At 47.2% G+C, this 5,127-nt stretch carries 4 protein-coding genes; 2 read left to right on the top strand and 2 right to left on the bottom strand.

Going from position 1 to position 5,127, the window contains the following annotated elements; genetic code table 11:
- Both H9625_RS17025 and H9625_RS17020 read left to right on the top strand, forming a co-directional pair.
- Window positions 1–1,230: PIG-L family deacetylase (locus tag H9625_RS17025; protein WP_191765508.1), on the top strand; the 1,230-nt coding region annotated here is incomplete at its 5' end.
- 325 nt (window positions 1,231–1,555) lie between these two features.
- Window positions 1,556–2,239: a YczE/YyaS/YitT family protein gene (locus H9625_RS17020; protein ID WP_022040326.1), complete on the top strand. Its 684-nt coding sequence runs from the start codon at window positions 1,556–1,558 to the stop codon at window positions 2,237–2,239.
- Window positions 2,240–2,300: 61 nt separating this feature from the next.
- Here H9625_RS17020 and H9625_RS17015 read toward each other — a convergent pair whose 3' ends face one another.
- Together H9625_RS17015 and H9625_RS17010 are read right to left on the bottom strand one after the other, a co-directional pair.
- Window positions 2,301–4,118, bottom strand: a complete 1,818-nt coding sequence (locus H9625_RS17015; RefSeq protein ID WP_022040325.1) for a YgiQ family radical SAM protein — start codon at window positions 4,116–4,118, stop codon at window positions 2,301–2,303.
- Window positions 4,119–4,234: 116 nt separating this feature from the next.
- A complete protein-coding gene (locus H9625_RS17010; protein WP_022040324.1) occupies window positions 4,235–4,573 on the bottom strand; it encodes a hypothetical protein in 339 nt (112 codons plus the stop codon).
- Window positions 4,574–5,127: the final 554 nt, after the last annotated feature.

Below are 5,127 nucleotides of genomic sequence, written 5' to 3'. Positions count from 1 at the left end.
ATTTCGGATACGCTTCCCGCTTCTTACCTCCAGATGCACCAGAATGCGACCGTCTGCATCGACTTGCCCGCTGCTTCCCACCTGACCCGTATCCAGCGCCCGTGGCTGGTGACCAGCTGCGAATGGACGGACAAGCTGATCCGGAGTGCCATCGTGTGGCTTTGCCTTTTGACCGGAAAACCGATTCTGAAGCTGACCAACAAGGATTACAACGAGAACGGCTTGAGCGAGCTGCTGGTGCTTTACGGCTCTGCCTATAATGTGAACATCAAGATATTCAACGACCTGCAGCATACCATCACCGGCTGGCCCGGCGGCAAGCCCAATGCGGATGACACCTACCGTCCGGAGCGTGCCAAACCGTTCCCTAAACGGGTTGTGGTCTTTTCGCCTCATCCCGATGATGATGTGATATCGATGGGAGGCACTATCCGCCGTCTGGTGCAGCAGGGTCACGACGTGCATGTGGCATACGAGACATCGGGCAACATTGCCGTGGGCGATGAGGAAGTGGTACGTTTCATGCATTTCATCAATGGTTTCAACCAGTTGTTCGATGAAAACCAGAACGAGACTATCCGTCGGATGTATTCCGAAATCAAGCAGTTCCTGCTTCAGAAGAAGGAAGGCGACATCGATACGCGGGATATCCTGACCATAAAGGGGCTGATACGTAGGGGAGAGGCACGCACGGCATGCACGTACAACCGCATCCCGCTGGACCATGTGCACTTCCTCGACCTTCCTTTCTACGAGACGGGACGCATCGAGAAGAACCCCATTAGCGAGACGGACGTACATATTGTGCAGAAGCTGTTGCAGGAAGTACAGCCGCACCAGATTTATGTAGCCGGCGACCTTGCCGACCCGCACGGCACGCACCGTGTATGTACTGATGCCGTTCTGGCTGCTATTGACGAGGAAAAGAATGCCGGTGCCGCATGGTTGAAGGATTGCCGCATCTGGATGTACCGCGGGGCATGGGCGGAATGGGAAATCGAGAACATCGAGATGGCTGTTCCTTTTAGTCCCGAAGAGCTTCGTGCGAAACGGAATTCCATCCTGAAGCACCAGTCTCAGATGGAGAGTGCCCCGTTCCTGGGCAATGACGAGCGCCTCTTCTGGCAACGCAGCGAAGACCGCAACCGTGGCACAGCTTCGCTTTACGACAAATTAGGGCTTGCCTGCTACGAGGCGATGGAGGCGTTTGTAGAGTATAAGCCGTTGTAACGAAACAATAAGAGAAGAAATCGGGACGCAAGGATACCGTAAATAGAAATGAATGTCCTTTAGCCAATATATACCCCTGAAAAATGAATATATACTGCATTCGCGGTTGAATATATACTGCATCCGCCTACGAATATATCTTCATCGGCAAACGCAGTACTACTGCGTTTGCAACTCAAACGGATTGGCTAATTGCGGACATTTATTAAATAGAAAAGTGTCCTTGTACCCGATTTTTTTATTCCACAAACTCTGAATGTCTTATCCGTTTTTCCCAGAAAAACAGTACCTTTGCATGCAAATATAAATAGTTTCATAAAGCGATATGGAAAAGGAAAGTTTGATTAAAAGGTATTTGGTTTTTATTTTAGGTCTGTATTTCTTGGCAATGGGAATCGTATTGATTGTGCATTCGGCATTAGGAACCACCCCCATTTCCAGTACCAATTACGTGTTGAGTCTGAATACTCCGCTTACCTTGGGAACATGGACATTTATCACCAATATGCTGATGGTACTGATTCAGCTTTGGCTTATCCGGGGTAGGTACGGTACGCGTAAAGATGTGGTAGAAATCTTGCTTCAGATACCCTTGTCGTTCGTATTTTCTGCATTTATTGATTTGAACATGTGGCTTACTTCAGAGTTGCATACTACGGGTTACCTGATGTCAATAGGAGTTTTGTTGATGGGATGTCTGGTTCAGTCGGTAGGTGTGGTGTTCGAAATCAAGCCTAAGGTAGCGATGATGAGTGCCGAAGGAACAGTGAAATATCTTTCTCGCCGTTTGCATAAGGAATTCGGTAATGTAAAGGTTGGTTTCGATGTAACGTTGGTTCTGATAGCTGTGCTTCTTTCGTTAGGTTTTACTCGAAGTATTGAAGGTGTACGTGAAGGATCGGTTGTAGCAGCACTTATTACTGGTTATATTGTGAATTTCTTGAATCATAAAATCATGACCCGCAAGATGCTTTACCGGCTGATGCCAGTACGTATTTTGCATAAATAAACAGCTGAGTGTTGGAGGTGTGTCTGTTTGTCTTGACACACCTTTTGGGGGCAGAACAGTATCAATACAGTTTCTTTATCAGGTCGCTTCTCCCTATCCGTTTCAGTTCGGCAATGATTTTGCGCCGTTCTTCAGGCTTATACCAGAAGAAGAACATACGTTGCGCCAACTTTTCTTTCTGTGTTTTTGCCGAGAAAACGGGTTCCAGTGTGTATGGATGCACACCTGTGTACCAGGCTTCTGTTGCGACAGTCATGGGAGTAGGTGTAAAGTCTTGTACCTGTTCTAAATGAAAGTCCAGCTTTTTAGTGATGACGGCAAGTTCGGCCATGTCCTCTTCTGTACATCCGGGATGACTGCTGATGAAATAGGGAATAATCTGTTGGCGCAGGTTCAATTCACGGTTCAGGCGGTCGAAGATTCGTTTGAATTCATAGAATTGTTCGAACGGAGGTTTGCGCATGATGTCCAATACCCGTGGGCTTGTATGTTCAGGAGCTACTTTCAGCCGTCCGCTTACATGACGTACGATGAGTTCGCGCGTATACTGTGCTGCACTCCGATTTACTTCAGGGTCTTTGCTTTGATGTAATAACAGGTCGTAGCGCACTCCGCTTCCGATGAAACTCTTTTTGATGCCGGGCAAGGCATCCACGCTGTGATAGATGTCCAGTAGCGGGCGATGGTCGGTATTCAGGTTCGGACAAATTTTCGGGTGCACACACGAAGGGCGTTTGCACTTGTGACACAACTTTTCATCTTTGCCATGCATGGCATACATGTTGGCAGATGGTCCGCCCAAATCGCTTAGGTAACCTTTGAAGTCGGGCATTTCTGTAATTGCTTTTACTTCTTTCAGAATGCTTTCCTTGCTTCGGCTCACGATGAATTTTCCTTGGTGTGCCGATATGGTACAGAATGCGCAGCCTCCGAAACATCCCCGGTGGATATTGACCGAGAATTTAATCATATCGTATGCAGGGATGCGCTTGCCTTTGTATTTCGGATGAGGCAAGCGTGTATAAGGAAGGTCGAACGAATGGTCCAGTTCTTTTTGGCTCATGGGTGGATAAGGTGGATTTACGACTACTACCTTATCGCCTGTTTCCTGCCAAATACGCAATGCTTCATATTTGTTCGATTCTTCTTCGATGTGGCGGAAGTTCTGCGCCTGTTTACGTTTGTCGGCAAGGCATTCTTCATGCGAGAAGAGGTGCAGGTCTGTTTCTTCTGCAGCAAAACTTTTCCGGTCGGCCAGATAAGCCGTTTGTGGAATGTCGGTGGGTAGTGGCGTGCCGCATGTTTTCATGTGCCGGCACAGTTCGGTTATGGGCTTTTCGCCCATGCCGTATATCAGCAGGTTGGCACCTGAAGTTATCAGGATAGAAGGGCATACTTTATCTTGCCAATAGTCGTAATGCGTCAGGCGGCGCAGGGATGCTTCGATACCTCCCAGCACGACGGGTACATCCGGATACAGTTCTTTCAGGATGCGTGTATATACTATGCTCGGATATTCCGGCCGCATGTCGTGTCTTCCGTCGGGGGTATAGGCATCTTCGCTCCGCAACCGTTTGTTGGCAGTATATTTGTTTACCATGCTGTCCATACTTCCGGCGCTTATACCGAAGAACAGGCGTGGGCGCCCCAGCTTTTTGAAGTCACGCAGGTCGTCACGCCAGTTAGGTTGGGGCACAATGGCTACTTTCAGTCCCTCTGCTTCCAGAATACGCCCGATGACGGCAGCACCGAACGAAGGATGGTCGATATAAGCGTCTCCGCTGAATAAGATGACATCCAGTTCGTTCCAGCCTCTCAGTTCCACTTCTTTTTTTGTCGTAGGTAGCCAGTCTGTCAGTTGATAGGTTTTGTTTGTCATTGGGAGATTTCAGGGTTTGAGGTTTTCATCATAAGGAGGACACAGAAAGACTCTCTTTTTGTTTATCTGTTTATCTCCGTGCCCTCCGTGTGAATGTAGAAATTCAAAACAGTTTCTCAGTTCAGAGGTTCGTTCAGCAGTTCGGGGCTAAGGCTGCCTTCCTGCTCACGTTGCCATTTGATGTACAGCTGGATAAGCTGATACAGGCCAAATGCTTTCATGTTGTTGTGATAAATCACATCAATGCACAGGTCGAGCAGGTCTTTGCAATTACCTTCAGAAGAAACGATGAGCGAACGCACGTTCAGTTTCAGTTTGTCCAGAACCGATTCGTCTACAATGCCGTTGCTGTCTATCAGGTGTTGGAACAAGGCATATTTTTCAATGGTTTTCAGGTGTTCTTCTGATATTTCCATAGTCCGTGTGCCGGACGGGTTTGCTTGAATTGTAAACATGATATTTGTCGTTTTTGAGGTTAATGTAAAGCAAAGATAACCGTTTTTTCTTATTCTGTGTATTCTTGAGCGGATTTTTTCACATATACATGGTGAGGCGCACGTCTCCTGATGCCGATAAGACGTGTTTTTCACCTGTTTACCCCCAATCAGCACGTAGAATATTTTAATGAATTCCGCATCTTGCCAATTAACTTGTAGGGAAGGGTTTGCCTGCCCGAATACATCCACGCAGGCGCATACGGGCGGGCGGACACCGTCCCTACATTGGCTCATTGCGGTATTCATATTGTAATTTACTCTTTACTATTTTGATATTATACCATGCGCGGTATGAATTTGTGCATTTTCTTGAACATTTCGCACCGCTTTTGTAGAGACGATGTGCACATCGTCTCTGCTACGTGGCATATACAAAATGCACATTTTCATACCGCGCAAAGGACCAAAAAATCACCCAAAGCACACACGGAAACGGATACATCAAGCCAAGAAAAACTTTTTGGAGAAATTCAAAACAGCTTCTTCTATGTTGTAATCCAAATATCCAGAGA

Source organism: Phocaeicola intestinalis, assembly GCF_014837065.1.
Lineage (GTDB): Bacteria > Bacteroidota > Bacteroidia > Bacteroidales > Bacteroidaceae > Phocaeicola > Phocaeicola intestinalis.
This window is presented reverse-complemented; position numbering and strand designations above follow the sequence as displayed.